This window comes from Paenibacillus sp. FSL K6-1566, assembly GCF_038050475.1.
GTDB lineage: Bacteria > Bacillota > Bacilli > Paenibacillales > Paenibacillaceae > Paenibacillus_AQ > Paenibacillus_AQ lactis.
Map to the genome: position 1 here is coordinate 892,979 of NZ_JBBOSR010000001.1, position 21,345 is coordinate 914,323.

12 protein-coding genes, 3 rRNA genes and 1 riboswitch are annotated in these 21,345 nt (G+C 52.4%); all 15 genes read left to right on the forward strand.

The genetic code is table 11. The annotated features are described in order from the left end of the window. The 15 genes from guaA to NST08_RS04015 all read left to right on the forward strand — a co-directional run bounded on the left by guaA (position 1) and on the right by NST08_RS04015 (position 21,336). On the forward strand, positions 1-1,539 hold the full coding sequence (guaA, locus tag NST08_RS03945; RefSeq protein WP_007133021.1) for a glutamine-hydrolyzing GMP synthase: 1,539 nt from the start codon (positions 1-3) through the stop codon (positions 1,537-1,539). A gap of 274 nt (positions 1,540-1,813) precedes the next feature. Continuing rightward, a riboswitch (purine riboswitch) is annotated at positions 1,814-1,912 on the forward strand. Positions 1,913-2,125: 213 nt separating this feature from the next. Next, positions 2,126-3,496 (forward strand): NCS2 family permease, encoded by a 1,371-nt coding sequence (locus NST08_RS03950; protein WP_007133020.1) that lies wholly within the window; start codon positions 2,126-2,128, stop codon positions 3,494-3,496. A gap of 140 nt (positions 3,497-3,636) precedes the next feature. Continuing rightward, a complete protein-coding gene (locus NST08_RS03955; protein WP_007127449.1) occupies positions 3,637-4,068 on the forward strand; it encodes an HTH domain-containing protein in 432 nt (143 codons plus the stop codon). Positions 4,069-4,103: 35 nt separating this feature from the next. Next, a complete protein-coding gene (locus NST08_RS03960; RefSeq protein ID WP_244152659.1) occupies positions 4,104-4,970 on the forward strand; it encodes an IS3 family transposase in 867 nt (288 codons plus the stop codon). Positions 4,971-5,757: 787 nt separating this feature from the next. Further along, a 16S ribosomal RNA gene (locus NST08_RS03965) occupies positions 5,758-7,311 on the forward strand. Between the two features lie 388 nt (positions 7,312-7,699). Further along, positions 7,700-10,627 (forward strand): 23S ribosomal RNA (locus NST08_RS03970). Between the two features lie 220 nt (positions 10,628-10,847). Beyond that, positions 10,848-10,964: ribosomal RNA gene (rrf, locus tag NST08_RS03975) — 5S ribosomal RNA — on the forward strand. The 16S, 23S and 5S rRNA genes sit together here, the layout of an rRNA operon. Positions 10,965-11,389: 425 nt before the next feature. Beyond that, positions 11,390-12,133, forward strand: coding sequence for a GDSL-type esterase/lipase family protein (locus NST08_RS03980; protein WP_007132758.1), 744 nt, complete (start codon positions 11,390-11,392; stop codon positions 12,131-12,133). Positions 12,134-12,257: 124 nt separating this feature from the next. After that, entirely contained in the window at positions 12,258-13,238 is a 981-nt protein-coding gene (locus NST08_RS03985) for a ketoacyl-ACP synthase III (RefSeq protein ID WP_007132757.1), read from the forward strand. A 319-nt stretch (positions 13,239-13,557) separates the two neighbouring features. Then, a complete protein-coding gene (locus NST08_RS03990; protein WP_007132756.1) occupies positions 13,558-14,622 on the forward strand; it encodes a PhnD/SsuA/transferrin family substrate-binding protein in 1,065 nt (354 codons plus the stop codon). A gap of 238 nt (positions 14,623-14,860) precedes the next feature. Next, a complete protein-coding gene (locus tag NST08_RS03995; RefSeq protein ID WP_007132755.1) occupies positions 14,861-16,225 on the forward strand; it encodes an ABC transporter substrate-binding protein in 1,365 nt (454 codons plus the stop codon). Between the two features lie 133 nt (positions 16,226-16,358). Continuing rightward, positions 16,359-17,318 carry a carbohydrate ABC transporter permease gene (locus NST08_RS04000; RefSeq protein ID WP_007132754.1) on the forward strand — a complete coding sequence of 320 codons (960 nt, stop codon included), beginning with the start codon at positions 16,359-16,361 and terminating at the stop codon, positions 17,316-17,318. Then, entirely contained in the window at positions 17,315-18,178 is an 864-nt protein-coding gene (locus NST08_RS04005; RefSeq protein ID WP_007132753.1) for a carbohydrate ABC transporter permease, read from the forward strand. Before NST08_RS04000 ends, NST08_RS04005 begins: the two co-directional genes overlap by 4 nt. Before the next feature lie 78 nt (positions 18,179-18,256). After that, positions 18,257-19,978, forward strand: coding sequence for a cache domain-containing sensor histidine kinase (locus NST08_RS04010; RefSeq protein WP_007132752.1), 1,722 nt, complete (start codon positions 18,257-18,259; stop codon positions 19,976-19,978). Between the two features lie 14 nt (positions 19,979-19,992). After that, a complete protein-coding gene (locus NST08_RS04015) occupies positions 19,993-21,336 on the forward strand; it encodes an extracellular solute-binding protein (protein WP_028406391.1) in 1,344 nt (447 codons plus the stop codon). Positions 21,337-21,345: the final 9 nt, after the last annotated feature.

Sequence of the window (21,345 nt, forward strand, 5' to 3'; positions counted from 1 at the left end):
ATGAATAAGCCTAATGAAATCATCGTTGTTTTGGACTTCGGTGGACAGTATAACCAACTTATAGCACGACGGATCCGCGATCTTGGCGTATATAGCGAGCTTTTGCCTTATAATACGTCCGTGGAGAAGATTAAGGAATTGGCACCGCGCGGGATTGTTTTTTCGGGAGGCCCTATGAGCGTTTATTCCGAAAATGCCCCGCATGTCGATCCTGCCATTTATGACCTGGGTGTTCCGATTTTCGGAATTTGCTACGGCATGCAGTTGATGGCCCACCAGCTGGACGGTAAAGTAGAGCGTGCTTCCAAGCGCGAGTACGGAAAGGCTGAGCTGGAATTTAATCCGAACACCACGCTCGTTAAGGGTCTGGAGCAGAAGCAGACCGTATGGATGAGCCACGGCGATCATGTGGTATCACTGCCAACCGGCTTCAAGCTGGATGCAGGTACGGAATCCGCTCCGATTGCTGCGATGAGCAACGAGGACAAGAAGCTGTACGCCGTGCAGTTCCATCCGGAAGTACGCCACTCCGTGCACGGGAATGAAATGATCAAAAACTTCCTTTATGAAATATGTCAGTGCGAAGGCAACTGGAGCATGGAGACCTTTATCGACGACCAGGTTCGCGAAATCCGCGAAGTCGTCGGAGACCAGAAGGTGCTGTGTGCCCTGAGCGGCGGGGTTGACTCTTCCGTTGTGGCCATGCTGATTCATAAAGCGATCGGCGATCAGCTGACTTGCATGTTCATTGACCACGGCTTGCTGCGCAAGGGCGAGGCTGAGAGCGTGATGGAAACCTTCGTCGGCAAGTTCGATATGAAGGTCGTCAAGATCGATGCGCGCAACCGTTTTATGTCCAAGCTTAAGGGCGTGGATGATCCGGAGAAGAAGCGCAAAATTATCGGCAACGAGTTTATTTACGTATTTGACGAGGAATCCAGCAAATTCGACGATTTTGCATTCCTCGCTCAAGGCACGCTGTATACCGATATCGTTGAGAGCGGAACGGATACGGCGCATACCATCAAGTCCCACCATAACGTAGGCGGACTTCCTGAAGACATGAAGTTCAAGCTCATCGAGCCGCTGAAGGCCCTGTTTAAGGACGAGGTCCGCAAAGTCGGCGAGGAGCTTGGCCTGCCGGACGAGATCGTGCACCGTCAGCCGTTCCCGGGACCAGGACTCGCGATCCGCGTGCTTGGCGAAGTGACCGAGGAGAAGCTGAAGATTGTGCGGGATTCCGACTACATCCTGCGTGAAGAGATCGCGAAAGCCGGACTGGACCGCGAAATCTGGCAATATTTCACCGCGCTTCCGAACATGAAGAGCGTTGGCGTTATGGGCGACGCCCGTACGTATTCCTACACGGTCGGCATCCGTGCCGTAACCTCCATCGACGGCATGACGGCTGACTGGGCCCGCATTCCTTGGGATGTGCTCGAGAAGATTTCGGTGCGCATCGTCAACGAAGTGGAGAACGTCAACCGGATCGTGTATGACGTTACGTCCAAGCCGCCTGCAACGATCGAGTGGGAGTAGGAGTACTCCGGGAGATCGAACGATATAAACCGATTCGTTGAAGTCGAGAGACGAAAAGGATGAAAGTGAACACCTCTGCTACCGGGGATATCAGGTTATGATATGCCTTGATGGCAGGGGTGTTTTTTTACAAATAGTTCTGTCGACCCACAATGATTATGGATTTCTCCCCAAATCCCGAACATTACTTTAAATTAACAAGTGTAATATTCGTTTTTGTTATTGACAAGCTTGGGCATCTCGTCCTAGAATATGAGTAGAAATCGACACGACAACAACAAATAACGAGCTTTTTCGTATAATCCCGGGAATGGGCCCGGGAGTCTCTACAGGTCACCGTAATGATCTTGCTACGAAAAGAGGAGCGGCAATATAATGCGGACACGTACTGCGTTTCTAAAGCCGGCTGTCACTGTCAGGAAAGATGCTTTCCGGCAGTGCGCCCGGTTTTCACGAAGCGATTGTTAGCCTGTGTTCCGATGGCTATTGTTTTGCGGCTCTTTTTTCCAAGCAGCGGCCCTGGGGATTTATCCTTAGGGTCTATTTGTTGTTGCGGGTCATTAATTTTAAGGGGGATATCTCTATAATGGAGCGTTTCTTTAAGCTAAAGGAACACGGAACAACAGTAAGAACCGAGATTATCGCTGGCCTTACGACGTTTATGACGATGGCCTACATCCTGCTTGTTAACAACCTGTTTCTCGGTCCTAACGGGGCAGGCATTCCGCAGGAAGGCGTCTTCTTCGCGACTGCGGTCGGTGCGGGACTCGTAACGATGGCGATGGGCTTCTTCGTTAATATTCCGGTTGCGCTGGCGCCGGGTATGGGTTTGAATGCATATTTCATGACCGTCGTGCTGAGCTCGAATGGAGCCATTACATGGCAGGCTGCGCTCGGAGCCGTATTTATTTCAGGTATCGTCTTCATCATTCTGACGGTAACGAAGGTTCGCCAAATGCTGCTGACGGCCGTTCCGAATAACCTTAAAATTGCCATTACGGTCGGGATTGGCTTGTTTATTACCATTGTCGGATTGAAGCTCGGCAATCTGGTTACCGTGTCGATCAACCCGGGTACGGATGTTAGCCAGCCGGTACCGGGAGGCGCGTTTAATATGGGCCTTGGGAACTTCGTTGAGCACAAGGACACGCTGCTTGCTCTAATCGGGCTGTTCCTGATTGCGATTCTTATGGTGATGAAGCTGAAGGGCGCTTTGCTGATCGGTATCGTGCTGACAACATTGATCGGTATTCCGATGGGCGTAACCGACCTGTCCAGTCTTAGCACCGCAAGCTGGATTCCATCCTTTGATAATTTGGCCGTTGGCCAGATGGATCTGAAAGGCGCGCTCGGAATCGGGCTCATCGAGGTCATTTTTATCTTCACGTTCGTTGAACTGTTTGATACCTTCGGTACATTGGTCGGTACTGCAGGCCGTGCAGGATTGCTCAAGAATAAAGAAGAAGGCGAGAAAAAGCTGGGTAAAGCGATGCTCGTCGATGCGGGCGGCGTGAGTGCCGGCGCATTCCTTGGTACAAGTACAATTACGGCATTCGTAGAGAGCACCTCCGGTGTTGCCGAAGGCGGACGTACCGGTCTGACGGCCGTAACGACAGGCGTGCTGTTCATTCTTGCGCTGTTCCTGGCTCCACTTGCTCTGGTTGTTCCTTCTGCTGCTACGGCTCCGGCGCTTGTCGTTGTCGGCGTGCTGATGATGAGCCAGGTTCGTGATATTGAATGGGATGATTTCATGCAAGCCTTCCCTGCATTCCTGACCATCATCCTGATGCCGTTCACGGGCGGAATCGCCAACGGGATTTCGGCGGGGATCATTGCTTACGTCGTGCTTGCCGTATTCGGTAAGCTGACAGGGCGCACCGACACGAAGGTGCACTGGCTGATGTGGATTCTGTTCGTGATCATCTTGGTTCGTTACGCGTTCCTCGGGGCCGAATAATCATTCGTCAATTACGCATAATAAAACCGTCTCTTATTTATATATGAACTGTGACCCATAAGATGGACACTTTGAAAAAAGTGACTTCTTGTGGGTCATTTGTGTTTTAATCAAGGTATGTGACGAGGAGTGATACGAGAATGGGGAAGTTGAAACGGGTGCTCTTTACCGAGGAGCAAATGAGGAAGCTGGAGGAGAATCCAAACGTACACCATGTGACCGAGGCGGCCATTACATACACACCTGCATTCAAGCTGGAGGCGCTGAAAGCCTACAAGCAGGGGCAGACACCTTCAGAAATCTTTATTCGTGCCGGCTTCGACCTGGACGTTATTGGTCATAAGAAGCCCAAGGACAGCTTAAAACGGTGGCGTGAAACCTTCGAACTGTACGGTGAGGAAGGTTTGGCTACAGAGCGGCGCGGTAAGGGCAGTACAGGGCGCAAGCCAACTGGTCAGTTGTCAGCCGAAGAAGAATTGAAACGGGCTAAGGCCCAGATCAAACTGCTTGAAGCTCAAGTGGACATGCTAAAAAAGCTCGAAGCGCTCGATCGGCAGAAGAAGAAACGCTGACGCCCTCCGAGCGCTATGAGATCATAAATCGCACCATTCGGGCATATGGCCTGAAACGAATGACACGCTATCTATGCGAGCTCGTGGAAGTAAGTCCAAGCGGCTATTACAGGTGGCTGGGGACGGAAGAAGATCGTCAACTTCGTGCTGCCGCCGACGAGCAGGACATCCTTCTCATCAAGCAGCACTTTGACGCGCTCCGCGGCAAAGCAGGTGCGCTTGTGATTAAGATGCGGCTGGAACAGATAAGCGGCGTTGTCATGAACCACAAGAAGATTCGCCGGCTTATGAAAAAGGCAGGCTTGGTAGCCGTAATCCGTCAGGCGAACCCCTACCGCAAGATGGCTAAGGCAACTCAAGAGCACAAGACGTGTCCGAACCTGCTGGAGCGAAAGTTTGACCAAGGCGAACCTGAGAAAGTGTTTCTCACTGACATCACTTATTTGCGCTATGGAAGCGGACACTGGGCATACCTTTCCTGCGTGAAGGACGGGGCGACCAGGCAGATCCTTGCCGACAGCGTGGCAGCAACACTCGAGCTTCCAATTGTCGAGCGGACGCTACAGCGTCTTTTAGAGCGATTAGATGGAAACATTCATCCAGAAGCGATTCTGCACTCCGACCAAGGGATGCACTACACGCATCCTAAAACCCGTCTTCTCATTGCTAAGGCAGGATTTAAGCAGTCGATGTCGCGCAAAGGCAATTGCTGGGACAACGCCCCGATGGAATCATTCTTCGGTCACTTGAAAGACGACGTTGATTTTAGCGATTGCCAAACTATTGATGAAGTGAGGGTGCGAGTGAAGGAGTACATAAGCTACTACAACTCAGAACGATACCAGTGGACATTAAAAAAGATGACCCCCGATGAATTCAGAGGTCATCTGCTTGCTAGCTAAGCTCTAGGCGGTTTATTTCAAACTGTCCACAAATCGGGTCACAGTTCAACAGTTCAATAGAGGCGGTTTTTTGTTTTATATTTTTTATATTTTTTCAATTTTTCATCAGGACCGGTTGCTTCTTCACACGTTTATTAATTAGCAGCGGTTCGATTCCTAAACGTTTGTTTTGCCGAGACATCACCATACGTTGGCTCTGTCCCCGAGCCCGTTCATCATTTAAATAGAAGCTTAGCTGGTGGATGTACGAACAAATCTTATTATTAATGAAGAGGTCAGGCTGTATTATATGCCGTATGATGAAGCGAGGGACGATTACTAATGATCCTCCATATAGCCCAGTTGGCGGATTACTTTGTATCGGTATAGGTGTATTGAAACTCCATTTATAATTATTTTAAAAAAATGCTTGCATTCTTTCTTGAAGATGTGTTATATTCTATTTCCGGCCGAGAAAAAGGCAGGGACAACATTTGAATCACAAGCTGAAATGAATGAACGAAAAATTAAATTCAAAAAAAGCTTGCAAAACTCAAATGGATGTGGTATATTATAAGAGTTGCTGATGCGAACTAGATTTGCCGGTAACGAAAAGGTTGATCTTTGAAAACTGAACAACGAGTGAGTAAAACGAACCGCTTCGGCGGGGAGTTACAATAGAGAATTGAACAAATTCTCGTCAGTTTTTCTAAATGAGCTTAATCGCTCTTTCAAGACTCACCAGATTTGATTCACTCATCCGAGTGGAACCCAAATCCGGCGAGGTCGATCGTCCTTCGGACGATCTTTATTGGAGAGTTTGATCCTGGCTCAGGACGAACGCTGGCGGCGTGCCTAATACATGCAAGTCGAGCGGAGCTGATGGAGTGCTTGCACTCCTGATGCTTAGCGGCGGACGGGTGAGTAACACGTAGGCAACCTGCCCTCAAGACTGGGATAACTACCGGAAACGGTAGCTAATACCGGATAATTAAATTCGCTGCATGGCGGATTTATGAAAGGTGGAGCAATCTGTCACTTGAGGATGGGCCTGCGGCGCATTAGCTAGTTGGTGAGGTAACGGCTCACCAAGGCGACGATGCGTAGCCGACCTGAGAGGGTGAACGGCCACACTGGGACTGAGACACGGCCCAGACTCCTACGGGAGGCAGCAGTAGGGAATCTTCCGCAATGGGCGAAAGCCTGACGGAGCAACGCCGCGTGAGTGATGAAGGTTTTCGGATCGTAAAGCTCTGTTGCCAGGGAAGAACGTCTCATAGAGTAACTGCTATGAGAGTGACGGTACCTGAGAAGAAAGCCCCGGCTAACTACGTGCCAGCAGCCGCGGTAATACGTAGGGGGCAAGCGTTGTCCGGAATTATTGGGCGTAAAGCGCGCGCAGGCGGTTCTTTAAGTCTGGTGTTTAAACCCGAGGCTCAACTTCGGGACGCACTGGAAACTGGGGAACTTGAGTGCAGAAGAGGAGAGTGGAATTCCACGTGTAGCGGTGAAATGCGTAGATATGTGGAGGAACACCAGTGGCGAAGGCGACTCTCTGGGCTGTAACTGACGCTGAGGCGCGAAAGCGTGGGGAGCGAACAGGATTAGATACCCTGGTAGTCCACGCCGTAAACGATGAATGCTAGGTGTTAGGGGTTTCGATACCCTTGGTGCCGAAGTTAACACATTAAGCATTCCGCCTGGGGAGTACGGTCGCAAGACTGAAACTCAAAGGAATTGACGGGGACCCGCACAAGCAGTGGAGTATGTGGTTTAATTCGAAGCAACGCGAAGAACCTTACCAAGTCTTGACATCCCTCTGAATCCTCTAGAGATAGGGGCGGCCTTCGGGACAGAGGAGACAGGTGGTGCATGGTTGTCGTCAGCTCGTGTCGTGAGATGTTGGGTTAAGTCCCGCAACGAGCGCAACCCTTGATCTTAGTTGCCAGCACTTCGGGTGGGCACTCTAAGGTGACTGCCGGTGACAAACCGGAGGAAGGTGGGGATGACGTCAAATCATCATGCCCCTTATGACTTGGGCTACACACGTACTACAATGGCTGGTACAACGGGAAGCGAAGCCGCGAGGCGGAGCCAATCCTAAAAAGCCAGTCTCAGTTCGGATTGCAGGCTGCAACTCGCCTGCATGAAGTCGGAATTGCTAGTAATCGCGGATCAGCATGCCGCGGTGAATACGTTCCCGGGTCTTGTACACACCGCCCGTCACACCACGAGAGTTTACAACACCCGAAGTCGGTGGGGTAACCCGCAAGGGAGCCAGCCGCCGAAGGTGGGGTAGATGATTGGGGTGAAGTCGTAACAAGGTAGCCGTATCGGAAGGTGCGGCTGGATCACCTCCTTTCTATGGAGTACCTCGCTTCCGTAGCGAAGCGGTACAAATACGGTCAGCGTAAGCTGCCGGATAAATAGGCTTTACGAAGTAAAGTCGACCTACTCACTCGTTGGTCAGTTTTGAGAGTTCAACCTCTCATTTGATCCTTGAAAACTAGATAACGAAACGAATTTGCGTTTTAGAAATATCCTTCTCTAACGACTTGTGTCAAGTGATTGACCAAGAAGTGAAAGAGTAGCGTTAGAGCGAAAGATTCGTGACAGGTGATCCTTTGGAAGCTTGTTTCACCATTGAGTGGTTTTATCCAATTAGGAAACAAGCGGACAACAGAGCACATGGCACGAAACTGGAGCGATAGTTTATGCTTTCGAAGTTAGTTTCGCAAGCGAAACTTTGAGGTTAAGCTACTAAGAGCACACGGAGGATGCCTAGGCGCTAGGAGCCGATGAAGGACGTGGCGAACAACGATACTGCCTCGGGGAGCTGTAAGCAAGCTTCGATCCGGGGATGTCCGAATGGGGAAACCCAGCTGGTGTAATAGCCAGTTACCCGTATCTGAATACATAGGATGCGAGGAGGCATACCCAGGGAACTGAAACATCTAAGTACCTGGAGGAAGAGAAAACAAGAGTGATTCCGTCAGTAGCGGCGAGCGAACGCGGAACAGCCTAAACCAGAGAGCTTGCTCTCTGGGGTTGTGGGACGTCTCACATGGAGTTACAAAGGTTTAGATTAGACGAACAGGTCTGGAAAGGCCGGCCATAGAAGGTAAAAGCCCTGTAATCGAAAATGTGAACCCTCCGAGACGGATCCCGAGTAGTGCGGGGCACGTGAAACCCCGTATGAATCCAGCAGGACCATCTGCTAAGGCTAAATACTCCCTAGCGACCGATAGTGAAGCAGTACCGTGAGGGAAAGGTGAAAAGCACCCCGGAAGGGGAGTGAAATAGAACCTGAAACCGTGTGCTTACAAGAAGTCAGAGCCCGATCTATGGGTGATGGCGTGCCTTTTGTAGAATGAACCGGCGAGTTACGTTCCCATGCAAGGTTAAGGCGAGAAGCCGTAGCCGCAGCGAAAGCGAGTCTGAATAGGGCGACTTAGTATGTGGACGTAGACCCGAAACCGTGTGATCTACCCCTGTCCAGGGTGAAGGTGCGGTAACACGCACTGGAGGCCCGAACCCACGTACGTTGAAAAGTGCGGGGATGAGGTGGGGGTAGCGGAGAAATTCCAATCGAACTCGGAGATAGCTGGTTCTCCCCGAAATAGCTTTAGGGCTAGCCTCGGAAATTAGAGTCGTGGAGGTAGAGCACTGATTGGGTGCGGGGCCCGCAAGGGTTACCAAGCTCAGTCAAACTCCGAATGCCATAGACTTATATCCGGGAGTCAGACAGTGAGTGCTAAGATCCATTGTCAAAAGGGAAACAGCCCAGACCATCAGCTAAGGTCCCCAAGTGTGTGTTAAGTGGGAAAGGATGTGGAGTTGCACAGACAACCAGGATGTTGGCTTAGAAGCAGCCACCATTTAAAGAGTGCGTAATAGCTCACTGGTCGAGTGACTCTGCGCCGAAAATGTAACGGGGCTAAACACACCACCGAAGCTATGGCTTGATGCTTGCATCAGGGGTAGGGGAGCGTTGTGTATGCGTTGAAGGTGTACCGTAAGGAGCGCTGGAGAGTACACAAGTGAGAATGCCGGTATGAGTAACGAAAAGATCAGTGAGAATCTGATCCGCCGAAAGCCCAAGGTTTCCTGAGGAAGGCTCGTCCGCTCAGGGTAAGTCGGGACCTAAGGCGAGGCCGAAAGGCGTAGTCGAAGGACAACAGGTTGAAATTCCTGTACCACCGTAAACCGTTATGAACGATGGGGTGACGCAGGAGGGTAGTGACGCGGACTGATGGATGTCCGTCCAAGCAGTGAGGCTGATGTGTAGGCAAATCCGCACATCGTTAAGGCTGGGCTGTGATGGGGAGTGAAAATTACAGTAGCGAAGGTCATGATCTCACACTGCCAAGAAAAGCCTCTAGTCAGGTGAAGGTGCCCGTACCGCAAACCGACACAGGTAGGCGAGAAGAGAATTCTAAGGCGCGCGGAAGAACTCTCGTTAAGGAACTCGGCAAAATGACCCCGTAACTTCGGGAGAAGGGGTGCCTCGGTAGGGTGAATAGCCCGAGGGGGCCGCAGTGAAAAGGCCCAAGCGACTGTTTAGCAAAAACACAGGTCTGTGCGAAGCCGCAAGGCGAAGTATACGGGCTGACGCCTGCCCGGTGCTGGAAGGTTAAGGGGAGCGGTTAGGGATTAGTCCCGAAGCTGTGAACCGAAGCCCCAGTAAACGGCGGCCGTAACTATAACGGTCCTAAGGTAGCGAAATTCCTTGTCAGGTAAATTCTGACCCGCACGAATGGCGTAACGACTTGGGCGCTGTCTCAACGAGAGATCCGGTGAAATTTTAATACCTGTGAAGATGCAGGTTACCCGCGACAAGACGGAAAGACCCCATGGAGCTTTACTGCAGCTTGATATTGGATTTGGGTACGATCTGTACAGGATAGGTGGGAGCCTAAGAAGCATGAGCGCCAGCTTGTGTGGAGGCGACGTTGGGATACCACCCTGATCGTATCTAGGTTCTAACCTGGTACCGTGATCCGGTACGGGGACAGTGTCAGGCGGGCAGTTTGACTGGGGCGGTCGCCTCCTAAAGAGTAACGGAGGCGCCCCAAGGTTCCCTCAGAATGGTTGGAAATCATTCGAAGAGTGCAAAGGCATAAGGGAGCTTGACTGCGAGACCTACAAGTCGAGCAGGGACGAAAGTCGGGCTTAGTGATCCGGTGGTACCGCATGGAAGGGCCATCGCTCAACGGATAAAAGCTACCCTGGGGATAACAGGCTTATCTCCCCCAAGAGTCCACATCGACGGGGAGGTTTGGCACCTCGATGTCGGCTCATCGCATCCTGGGGCTGAAGTAGGTCCCAAGGGTTGGGCTGTTCGCCCATTAAAGCGGTACGCGAGCTGGGTTCAGAACGTCGTGAGACAGTTCGGTCCCTATCTGTCGTGGGCGTAGGAAATTTGAGAGGAGCTGTCCTTAGTACGAGAGGACCGGGATGGACGTACCGCTGGTGCACCAGTTGTTCCGCCAGGAGCATGGCTGGGTAGCTACGTACGGACGGGATAAGCGCTGAAAGCATCTAAGCGTGAAGCCCCCCTCAAGATGAGATTTCCCAGTATGTAAGACCCCTTGAAGACGACGAGGTAGATAGGTTGGAGGTGGAAGTGCAGCAATGCATGGAGCTGACCAATACTAATCGGTCGAGGGCTTATCCTAAAAGTTTTCCAAAGGAAAACTCACTTCGGAAGCGTTACGCTTTGCATCGGAGGAGTACTTTGGGACAATGCTACGGATTCTAAACAACGCAAAGACGTTTCGTATCTAGTTTTCAAGGTTCAAAAAATCTTGAAACGATTTTGAAGCTGCATGCCTTTTCTAAGGCTTGATATTTTGCTGGTGAGCAATCATTGAAGCAAAGTGCAGCGCAAAAATCACGTTTGGTGGCGATGGCGGAAGGGTTCCACGCGTTCCCATACCGAACACGACCGTTAAGCCTTCCAGCGCCGATGGTACTTGGACCGAAGGGTCCCGGGAGAGTAGGACGCCGCCAAGCACAACCAACAAGCGCGTTATCGATATGTCGATAACGCGCTTGTTTTTTTGTATGGTTACACGCATAATCGGAGGTTTGCGATTCCTGCCACGTCAAAAGCGTGTGAATGCTCATAAGGTGCTCGTGCACGCTCTGGGCACGCGCTGTTGAGCGAGGGTGTCTGCCCGCTCGCCCGCTCATAATGGAGCTGCAGGCCGTCATGGAGCCTCCAGGCCACCATTTCGTAGCTGCAGGGGACGACGTATCGAAGACAGGACCGGATTTAGGGCATAGCCTTGTCCGGTCCTGTTTTTTTATTTATTCGGTGAATATCAGCGTATTACATCACTCCAAACGATCAAGGGCATTGCGGGAAACGTGAAAAGGCTTAGAATGAAAGGGTAAACAAAATCAAAATCTGAACCTTTGAAAGAGGAGGGATATAAATGGCATCAGCGGACGAAAATAAAGGGTGGCACACGGCGGAGGATCGCGAGCCGGGGATTCAGGAAGACACATGGCCTGAAGCGAACGATGAAAAGAAGATGAAGCTGCTGCACTACCAGAAGCTCAATCGATTGGCCCTGAAAGGGCAGGTGGTGATGGTGGGCTCATCGCTGATGGAATTTTTCCCGATCAATGAGCTGCAGCAGACGCTGGCACTCCCATATTGCATCTACAATCGCGGGATTGCGGGCTATGTCACTGCGGAATTATTAGCGTCGATGGAAACTTGTGTTTTTGACCTTGAGCCTTCCAACATCTTCATCAACATTGGGACCAATGATATCAGCGCGCCTGATTATAAGCTGGAGCGTCTGCTTGCAAACTATGACGAGATTTTGACCCGCATCGCTACAAGGCTGCCCGATTGTAGGGTATTTGTCATGGCCTACTATCCCGTTAATGCCAAAGACGACTTTCCGTTTGTGTCCAGAGCTTCGATGGAGGAGATTTTTCAGAGAAGAACGAATGAGGCGATTCGGGAAGCAAACGATGCGATCAAGCAGTTGGCGGCCAAGCACGGGTATACCTTTATTGACGTAAATGACGGGTTGACGGATGCCGAGGGCCATTTGTACAAGGAGTATGCCATTGACGGCATTCACATGTTTCCTGACGGATACGCGGTCGTGTTACAAAATTTGAAGAAATATCTTGAACATCTCGACGTCCCGAAGGACGGTTGACGCCCTTGCGGATAACCTTGATTTTCAGGAAGGGGAGTTCTAATGGCGCCTATCCAAATAAAATTAGTACCAAGTCCTAATACTTGGTGTTATAATAGACGTAAATAAAAATGGAGGTGTCATCATGAATCAATCCAAGTCAAAAATAACGGCCATCGGGACGTATGTTCCCGACCGCGTCCTGAGCAATGCGGATTTAGAAAAGATGGTGGATACGAGCGACGAATGGATCGTTCAGCGGACGGGGATGAGAGAGCGCCGCATCGCTGCGGAGGATCAATTTGTATCCGATCTGGCAATCAAGGCCGTGGAAGATATGGTCAATCGATACGGTGTTACCGTGAAGGATGCGGATATGATTCTTGTGGCAACCAGCACGCCGGAGTATTCCTTCCCGAGCACGGCTTCGAGAGTCCAGTCCAAGCTTGGCATCGTCAGTACGGGCGCCCTTGATGTGAATGCGGCATGCGCCGGCTTCGTCTATGCACTGCAGATGGCGGACGGGCTTATATCCGGCGGTGCCTACTCGAAAATTTTGGTCATTGGCGCCGAGACGCTCTCCAAAATTACGGATTACACCGACCGAACGACATGTGTCCTGTTCGGAGACGGGGCCGGCGCGGTGCTGCTGGAAGCGGATGAGAGCCGGCCGGGCATTCTGGCGTCCACGTCCGGCACATTCGGCGAAGGCGGCATTCATCTATATAAAACCGCGCTGTCCGAAAAGATGGACGGCGAGGAGCTAAAGAGCGGCTGTCTCGTGCAGAACGGCCGCGAAATTTATAAATGGGCCGTCCGCAATATTCCGGACGGCGTCCGCGAGCTTCTGGATAAAGGAGGCATGTCGCCGGAAGACATCGACTGGTTCGTCCCGCATAGCGCCAACCTCCGAATGATCGAAGCGATATGCGAACGTGGGCCGATGCCGCTCGACCGGACGCTGACAAGCGTCGAATACCGCGGGAACACATCGGCCGCATCCATCCCGTTGGCGCTGCAGCTGGCTATTGACGAAGGCCGGCTGAAGAGCGGGGACAACGTGCTGCTCTACGGCTTTGGCGGCGGCATGACTTATGCGGGATCCATCATTCGATGGATGATCTAAGGCGATGGCCGACAGTGAACCTTTTTTATTCGAGAAACGCAGAGTTAAATAGCTAGAGCTTTCCATAAATCCGTCAAGAAAATTCAAGTCAGGATGATTCGGTCCTGGCTTGTTTTTTTATTTGCCCAACCTCATGTTTACCTTGGTTTTACATAATTATTACACTGCATTGACCCTTGCGACCCAGCAACAGGCTAGACTGATTTCATATAGGGAAGTTGGGGAAACAGTGTCTTCGGAGCTGTGGAATACAGCACGTTTTTCCGGTCTTGATGCATGGCAGACAAACGACCGGTGGTCCCCGAGAGGAGATTGTTTGATGAAGAAGATTTGGCTGCTCATGATTTCGCTGGTTGTGCTGGTGGCAGCGACAGGCTGCGGAACGAATGGCGGTGCGTTACACGTAGCAGGGGCAGGGGCAGGCCCAAAATCCGAGGGCACGATAACCATCGCCTGGCTTCAAGGCGAATCCGGGGCCGTGGTGAAGGAAGCCCGTGATGAGCTGGGCAAAGTGATCGAGAAAGCGACGGGTAAACAAGTCGAGCATGCCATCTTTACGGAGGATACGGATGCCATCGATGCGATTGTGAACGGACAAGCCGATCTGGCATTCATCGGGACAGAGGGCTATGTCAGAGCGAACGCCGCAAATCCGATGGTCCAGCCGCTGGTCGTCGCAAGCGGGGAAACCGGAACGCTCGAAGACGCTTTCTATTTTAGCTGGGTGAGCGTGCGACAAGGCGAGGAGGGGGCGTATAAACGCGGAAACGGTTATGCTTTGGAGCCTATTGCCGGTAAAAAAATATCATTTGTGTCCGAAACCTCCATGTCCGGGTTTAAGATACCTGCCCATGAAATGATCGGATCTTTGGGCAGGATGGACAAGTATCAGGATTTGACAACGGATGACTTGCTTCAGGGCGGTAAGGATCAGGTTTTTCGTGAAGTGCTGTACGGGGGAACGCATCAGGGCTCGCTTGAGAATTTATTGACAGGTAAAGCTGATGCAGCGGCCTTCTGCGATCGATGCGTGTCTGACGATATCGAGCTGTCATCCGGAACGGCGAATATGCCAGGGGCCGTGTATAAGGTCAAGACAGATGCCGCAGAGCCCCTTCATGCGCTGGCCGGCAAAGCGTTTACGATTATATCGGTCACACCCGTGCTGAATCCTCCCTTTGCGATCAATACGGATACCGTTAGCAGCGAGGATCAGCAAAAGCTGCTGGATGCCTTTACTTCCGATGAAGTCAGCGGGAATCCGCACATTTTCCTGCCGGAAGACGCGGAGGGATCGGGACTGTTCAAGCAAACATCCGGAATGGAGCGATTTCTTCCCGTCGATGATGCATGGTTCCACCCGATTCGGGAGCTAACTGATTAAGGGAGGGTATAGCCGTCCCGATCAGAGCGGGCGGTATTAGCAGTTGAAACAAGAAACCCAATCAAGACGTTATGCCTCTAGAGTGCATAAGGTCTTTTTTGTCGTGGATGAATTTCTTCCGGTTATCGAACTGAATCGTAATAAATTCAACCTGAATTCGGAAGTTTGCCTCCTCAAAATGTCGCCCGTCTCCCATTAGACTAAAAAAGAAAATAAGTTACATGAGAGGGGTAAAAGCATGAGTAGATTCAAAACATGGAGCGCCTTGCTCCTGAGCATCATCATGGTCTTCTCACTGGCTGCCTGCGGTGGCGGCAATTCTGCGGAATCGCCAGGAGGCGGTACCAACCAAGAGGGAGGAGGCAGCACGAACGAAGGCGGCTCAAACGAAGGGAACTCGAATGAGGGCAGCTCTACAGAGAAAATCGAGCTTTCCTTCTGGTCGCTGGGTACGACCAACTATGAGGATTTGGCCAAGGAGTATACGAAGGAGCATCCGAACATCACCGTGAAGTTCCAGAACACGTCCGATCAGACGGCCCATCATAACAATCTGACGACAGCATTGTCCGCCGGCTCGGGCGCGCCTGACATTTTCATGCTTGAAATCGCCTTCATGGAGCGCTTCATTAACAACCAGGACAAGTTCCACAACCTCTATGATCTCGGCGCGAAAGACATTGAAGGCAACTATCTCGAATGGAAATGGAAGCAGGCAACATCCGTGGACGGCTCCTTCCAGCTCGGCCTTCCAACGGATATCGGCCCTACGGTCGTGTATTACCGTACGGACCTGGCTGAGCAAGCGGGGCTGCCGACGGATCCGGAAGCCTTCAGTGCCGCAATCGATACGTGGGATAAGTTTGCAACCGTGGCGAAGCAGTTCAAGGATAAAACGGGCAAGCCGTTTGCCGACCTGACGGATCTGGTTTATAACGGCGTTCGCGACCAGTCGCCGGATCAGATCTATTTCAATAAAGAAGACGGCAGCTTTATCGGCGAGACCAACCCGCAAGTGAAGAAGGCCTATGATTTCACCGTCAAGGGCATCCAGGAAGGCTGGATCGGCAACTGGATTCTGTGGTCTCCGGAATGGCAGAAAGCGATTAATGACGGCGATTTCGGGGTCATGCTCGGCCCGGCTTGGATCGCAGGCACCATTCGCAATGCTGAGGACAGCGCAGGCAAGTGGAAAATCGCCCAATTGCCTGAAGGCGCAGGCAACTGGGGCGGCTCGTTCCTGACGCTGCCGAAGGAAGGGAAGCATCCGAAGGAAGCCTATGAATTCATCTCTTGGATCGTCAGCAAAGAGAACCAGCTGAAATCGTTTAAAGACAGCGGGTTGTTCCCATCGATTCCGGCCGTTTACGACGAACCGACGTTCAAGGAAGACCAGGACGAATTTTTCGGCGGCCAGGTGATTGCGGAAGCCTATGCCCAATCCGCGGAGCGCGTCAAGCCGGTATACTACGGACCGCTGCATGACCAGACGGACACGATTATTAAAAATGCGCTCAAAAACGTGCTCGAGAAGAAGGCTGACCCGCAAAAGGAATGGGAGAGCGCCATGCAGCAAATCAAAACATTGGTTGAGCGCAGCTAGGGCAGCGGGAGGGCTACCCACTCCCAACGCATGACAACCATATGAAACTTAAAGCGTCCGAATTCGAGAGGGGATCTTCTGAAGCATCCTCTCCCGGATTCGGATTTATCACTTACTTCCTGGAGGTGCATCCATGGCGGATACCGCTACAGCCGAACGGCCGCAGCCGCTGCCGCAAAAAAGGCGGTTTTTGACCGAGACCCGGCGCAGCCGTTTTACGGCGTATACATTCATTTCACCATTCTTTATTTTGTTCTCCATCTTTGGATTGTATCCCATCGTGTTTACCATCTATTTGTCATTCTATAAGTGGGACGCGCTGGGTCCGATGAAATATGTCGGCCTCAAAAACTATGAGTTCGTCACCGGGGATCCAACGTTCTGGATCGCATTCGGCAACACGCTCCTTATGGCGCTTATGGGTACCGTACCGCAGCTCATCGTGGCCTTGTTCGTTGCGGTCATGCTGAATTCTGCGCTGAACAAGTTCAAGAATACGTTCCGCGTCCTATATTTCATGCCGAATATTACGTCCATTGTGGCCGTTACGCTTGTCTTCAGCACGATGTTCGGCAACAACGGGATGGTCAACTGGATGCTGAACACGTTCGGCATGGAAAGCGTTCCGTTCAATTCCGGCTGGTGGGGCGTCAAAATCGCCATTTCGACCATGGTCATGTGGCGCTGGATGGGGTATAACGCCATTATTTTCTTGTCCGGGCTGCAGAGCATCCCCACCGACATTTACGAAGCCGCGAAGATCGACGGCGCCAGCCGCCGCCAGCAGTTTATATACATTACCATGCCGCTGCTTCGTCCTTTTATTCTATTCGTCACCCTGGTGTCCACGATCGGCGCGCTGCAGCTGTTCACGGAGCCGTATGTGTTCCTGGGGCAATCGGGTACAGGCTCCACGAGGCAGGAAGGGGTCACGATGGTCACCTATTTATACAATGAGGCGTTCAAGAACGGCTTCTTCGGAACCGCAGCTGCTACGGCCGTCCTTTTGTTTATCGCAACGATTGTGTTCTCCGTCCTGAATATGATGCTGTCGAGCCGGATGGGCGGAGATACGGGGAGGAAAAAAGCATGAGCACACTTTCAGTCACCCGCAAAAAGCCGGATGAACCCGGTATCGTCGCCAAGACGTTATTTTACGTATTCCTGATCCTCGGCGCCCTGGTTTCGATATTTCCGTTCTACTGGATGTTCGTCGTCGCAACCAACGGCAAGGATGCGGCCTTTCAAATTCCGCCGCTGCTTACGCCGGGAACGGCCTTTTTCGATAACTTCGCACGCGTGCTGGAGCGGACCGAGTTCTTCCGGGCGCTGCTCAATTCGGTCGTCGTATCGACGGCGGTTACCCTTTCGGTCGTATTTCTGTGCACGCTGGCCGGCTATGCCTTTGCCAAATATGAGTTTCCGCTGAAAAAAACGCTGTTCGTGTTCGTCATCGCGACCATGCTTGTGCCTGCCCAGCTCGGCGTCCTGCCGCAATATGTCATCATGGCCAAGCTGCAGTGGATCGACAGCTATAAAGCGCTGATCGTGCCCGCCATGGTCAACGCCTTCGGAATCTTCTGGATGCGGCAGTATATCGCCTCGGCCGTCCATACCGAGCTGATCGAGGCGGGCCGGATCGATGGCGGCGGCCATTTCCGCATCTTCTGGAACATAGCCATTCCGGTCGTTACGCCGGCGATGGCAACGCTTGGCATTCTGAACTTCATGAACGTGTGGAACGACTTCTTCTGGCCGCTCGTCGTGCTCAAGAACCGGGAAAACTATACGATCCAGATCGCGCTTCAGCAATTGTTCACGAACAAGGACGGCCTTGATTTTGGGATGATCATGTCCGCGACCTTCACGGCAACGCTGCCGCTGCTGATCGTGTTCCTGCTGTTCAGCCGCTGGGTTATCGCCGGCCTGACATCAGGCGCCATAAAAAGTTAATCGACAAGAGGGCATTCGACAAGGAATGCCGCCCGGCGCGAAGAATAATAGAGATAGAGATTGGGGGGAGAACCGGCCATGAAGCTCCGCCGAAAAATATTGCTGGCTATTATTCTGCTTGTCTTCATCCCCGTCATTGCGCTGGGCGGCGTATCCTATTACAGCTTCTCCGCAGCCATGGAGAAGAAGTCGAACGATTTCTATTCGATATCGCTCTTGGAAACGGACAGCAAGCTGAAATTCGCATTAAGCGAGATTACGACGATTTCCAATTCGGCGATAACCCAGCAGACCGTTCAGCAGATGCTGAAGCAGCCGGATTATCCGATCACATACGAGCGGCGGCAGGAGATCAATAACCTCGTCAATCATCCGATGATTGCGTCGTTTGCGCTGTATTCGAACGAACAGCTTGTCTATCATACAAGCGGAGGCATGCCGCTTGCCGAGCTGAGAGGGCAGGATTGGTATAAGGCGGTCGGGGAGGCGGAAGGGCGCCCGCTGTGGGTCGGGCCCGGCGAGAACGGCTCGGCCGAATCGGGTGCCCCGGTCTTGATCCAGGCCAGGATGATCAAAGACTATTACTCGCTGGAGGATATCGGAACCTTCGTGATTTACGTGAAGCCGGATCTGCTGGATCAGGTGTTCTGGGAAGCGGCAACGCTAAAGCAGGGGGACATCCTGCTGGTTAACAAGCAGGGCCGGATCGTCTTCAACAAGTCCGGGGAGCATATCGGGGAACGGGCGGAGTTTCCTTTTCTGGCCGAAGAGGGCGTGAACGGCAAAGGGCATTACGTCGACCGCTACTTAGGCGAGAAGTCGCTGATCACGTATATGCCTTCCCATAATAAGGACTGGTTTCTGGTCGCGATTACGCCGAGCAAGCTGATCGCCGCCGAATCGGTGTCCATCCGCAACCTTGCGCTGATCCTGGGGCTGATTTCATTGGTATCGGCTTTTTTATTCGACCGTTTTTTTGTCCGGCGCATGGTCCGAAGCATCATCAGCGCGGTGAACGGCATGAAGCGGGTGAAGCAGGGGATTTTCGTCCCGATTCCGCCGCATCACGGGGCGCAAGACGAGACGGGGCTCTTGATCGACGGCTTCAACCGGATGAGCACGCAGATTCAGGAGCTGCTGGCTCAAGTGGAGACCGAGCAGGCACGTAAGAAGGAAGCGGAGCTGCAGGCGCTGGTGGCGCAGATCAATCCGCATTTTATATACAATTCGCTGGAGTCGATTAACTCGATGGCTGTTCTGCAAGGAAACAAAGATATCAGCAAAATGGTGATCTCGCTCGGCAAGCTGCTGCGCATCAGCATCAGCGAGCACCATGAGCTCATTCCGCTCAGCATGGAGCTGGAGCATGTCCGGCATTATATGCGGATCCAGAAGTTCCGGTTTGAGGAAAAATTCGATTACGAGATCGAGCTTTCGGATTCGCTCAGGCACTTTGTCACCCAGAAGCTGATCGTGCAGCCGATTGTCGAGAACGCGCTGTATCACGGCATTGAGCCGATGGAGGAAAGCGGCTATATCAGCATCAAGGTATCCGAGCAGCGGGACGATATCGTCATTGATGTCACGGATAACGGACCGGGCTTCGACCCGGAAACGCTGATCGAGCTGTGGAATAAAGACCAGGGGCAGCTGAAAAAATACCGCGAGAACGGCGTCGGGCTCAAGAATGTCCACGAACGGCTCCGCATTCGGTTCGGAAGCCGATACGGCCTCATGATCTGCTCTTCGGCCGGCTACGGATCGATGATTCGTATTCGGATTCCGAAAATACTCACATGAAGGGGGAGCTCCACTTGAGATGGTTTTGGAATTGGGGCTGGATTGTTGTGTACGCCTCTCTTTTGGCGCTCTCCGTCGTGTGGATTACGCTGCGGCAGCATGAGCCGGCACAGGAAGCCGCACCCGAGAAAATAACGCTGACGTTCCGCCACTTCTGGAACAAGGAGCATGACAAGCCGGTGCTGGATATTTTCGAATCCATCGTGCGCACGTATGAGAAAGCGCATCCAAACGTGAAAATAAACTTCGAGAGCATCGATCAGACGATCCACCGCGAGCAGAAGCTGAAGAGCGAGATGGTGACGGGAACGCCGCCGGATATGTTCGTGCTGTTCGGAGGTGCGGAGATCATCCCTTACGCGAGATCGAACCGGCTGATGGATTTGACGGACTTTTTAAAGGAGAACGGCCTCGCGGATCAATTTAAGGATCTTCATCACTGGACGCTGGAAGGCAGGGTGTACGGTCTGCCGTTTGAAGGCCATGCGGAGCCGATTTATTACAACAGGACGTTGTTTCGGAAGCTGGGGCTTGAGCCTCCGGAGACGATGAGCGACTTGAGCGAGGCGATCCGGGTGCTGAGGGAGAACGGGCTGATTCCGTTTGCGCTAGGGAACGAGGACCGCTGGCCGGCCGGGATATTCGCGCAATATTTCATGGATCGCCATGCGGGTCCCGGGCTGATCGGCAGGCTGGTCGAGGGACAGGATGGGGTGAGCTTTCATAACGAGCCCTATCTTCAGGCGTTCCATGACCTTGAATCGTGGATCGGGCAAGGCGCTTTCAGCGAGGGAGCCAATGATCTTTCCACGGAAGAGGCGATCGCTTTGTTTACCGAAGGTAAGGCGGCGATGTATTTGAACGGCAGCTGGGACATCACGCTGTTTCAGAATGAGGACCGCCCTGAATTTCAGCAGGAGGTCGGCGTCATTCCGTTTCCGTCGCTCCGCCCAGGCGAAGCCCGCTCCTTGGCCGGCGGATATACGATCGGAATCGGTCTGTCCTCTAATATGGATGAGCTGAAGAAGCAGGCAGCGCTGGAGCTGCTGCAGATGTTCTATACGCCGGAGGTCCAGACCCGCCTAGTGTATGAGGGACTGCGCGTCCCTTCGATGAAAATTACGTTTGACGCCAACGAGACGGGGCCGGTCTTCGCCCAGGTGATCGAGCTGATGGAGCAGTCGCCCAGCACCTTCATACCTTATGACAACCAGCTGTCGCCGGAGGTTACGCGGACCTTTCTTAAAGTGGTCGAGGAGATGATCGGCGGACGGATGGATGCTGCGGCGGCGCTGGAGGAAATTCAGGCGTCCTCGGTGCGGTATTGGCAGCTGCGAAGAAATGCGGTAATCGAATAATAGGGGGCA

Coding starts and splice junctions, on each gene's coding strand:
- NST08_RS03995 (WP_007132755.1), top strand. CDS start 14,861: ATGAGTAGATTCAAAACATGGAGCGCCTTGCTCCTGAGCATCATCATG.
- NST08_RS04005 (WP_007132753.1), top strand. CDS start 17,315: ATGAGCACACTTTCAGTCACCCGCAAAAAGCCGGATGAACCCGGTATC.
- NST08_RS03985 (WP_007132757.1), top strand. CDS start 12,258: ATGAATCAATCCAAGTCAAAAATAACGGCCATCGGGACGTATGTTCCC.
- NST08_RS04010 (WP_007132752.1), top strand. CDS start 18,257: ATGAAGCTCCGCCGAAAAATATTGCTGGCTATTATTCTGCTTGTCTTC.
- NST08_RS03950 (WP_007133020.1), top strand. CDS start 2,126: ATGGAGCGTTTCTTTAAGCTAAAGGAACACGGAACAACAGTAAGAACC.
- NST08_RS03980 (WP_007132758.1), top strand. CDS start 11,390: ATGGCATCAGCGGACGAAAATAAAGGGTGGCACACGGCGGAGGATCGC.
- NST08_RS03955 (WP_007127449.1), top strand. CDS start 3,637: ATGGGGAAGTTGAAACGGGTGCTCTTTACCGAGGAGCAAATGAGGAAG.
- guaA (WP_007133021.1), top strand. CDS start 1: ATGAATAAGCCTAATGAAATCATCGTTGTTTTGGACTTCGGTGGACAG.
- NST08_RS04000 (WP_007132754.1), top strand. CDS start 16,359: ATGGCGGATACCGCTACAGCCGAACGGCCGCAGCCGCTGCCGCAAAAA.
- NST08_RS03990 (WP_007132756.1), top strand. CDS start 13,558: ATGAAGAAGATTTGGCTGCTCATGATTTCGCTGGTTGTGCTGGTGGCA.